Source organism: Inquilinus sp. OTU3971 (assembly GCF_038440215.1).
In genome coordinates this window covers 1-1,187 of the sequence record NZ_JASATH010000419.1, presented here as the reverse complement: position 1 = coordinate 1,187, position 1,187 = coordinate 1, and the positions used below count along the sequence as shown (strand labels likewise).

Annotated in this window: 1 protein-coding gene; it reads left to right on the top strand. The window is 56.6% G+C overall.

The features are described from left to right. Window positions 1-78 precede the first annotated feature (78 nt). The coding region (locus tag AAHM41_RS40220; protein ID WP_342242262.1) for a hypothetical protein at window positions 79-1,187 on the top strand (1,109 nt) is incomplete at its 3' end.

Here is a 1,187-nt window from a genome sequence, read left to right as displayed (position 1 = left end):
AACCTGCACAAATGCCTCCGCCTTCAGCCCCACCGACGCACTGCCTCGCCACGCAGTGAGATATCCGAGCTAGGAGACTTGTTTTCGCTGGGTGAGTCCGGTCTAAGTATTATCCGGAATATAGCACCCGTCGCTCCAGACGCCGTATTGGCAAAAATCGAGATGGAATTAAGCGGGTCGCGCGGCATGCAGATCCTTGCCGTTTCGAACCCCGATCGCTGGCGCTGGATTGCTTTGCTTAAGTCCCTCGCTTATGAGGGGGCAATGTTCCGGCGGGCCACGATCGCACTCGCACGCTTTGTTGCTGTGGAGCCGCCGGGACACAACAGCTATTCAGCGGCTGCCCCGTTCAAAGAATTATTCCATCTCTACCTGTCGGGCACATGTGCGACACCGCAGGAACGCCAGGACATCATACGCGCGTTCTTTAACAGCACGGACGTCGGATCACATCGCGTCGGCGCACTCGCTCTCGATGCGTTACTGCAGACCGGGCATTTCTCAGCGGGATCCAACTTTGATTTCGGCGCGCGTCCCCGAGATTATGGCTGGGTGCCCAGGGTCAACGGCGATATCTGGAATTGGTATAAAGAGGCAACCGCTCTGGCGATAGCTCTTGTCGACCGATTTGAAGATGCGAAGCTCATTATAGCGCGCAATATCCGAGGACTATGGCGTTTCGCCGCATGCCGGGAGGCATTGGAGCAAGCAAGTGTCGTTTTCGCAAACAACGGTGGCTGGCCGGAGGGATGGCTCTCGTTCCGCGCAGCACGGCGCTTCGATGGCCAGAAGATGCCATCTGATATTAGGACACGACTGGAAACAATAATCGAAATACTAAAACCAATAGACTTGCTGGACCGTGCCAGGTTGCTCGTGGTTTCGCAAAACTCGGCTGGATACGACATTGCCGATGGTGACGAGACCGACGATCCCAGTGCTGCGTGGCACAAGGCATTGCAATCCGCAGTCGACGTTGGCAAGGCGATGGCGGGCGATCGATCGTTGCTCAAGTCGTTTCTTCCAGAGGTGATTGCGAAGAACCCGCCCCAGCGGGCCTTCGAATTCGGCCGCGGACTTGCTCAAGATGCCGTGAACCCAAGTGAGATGTGGTCCGATCTGGTCTCGGCCTTCAATCAAAGCTCTCCTCACGAGAGGAATCCAACGGTTCTCGGCGGCTTCATCTC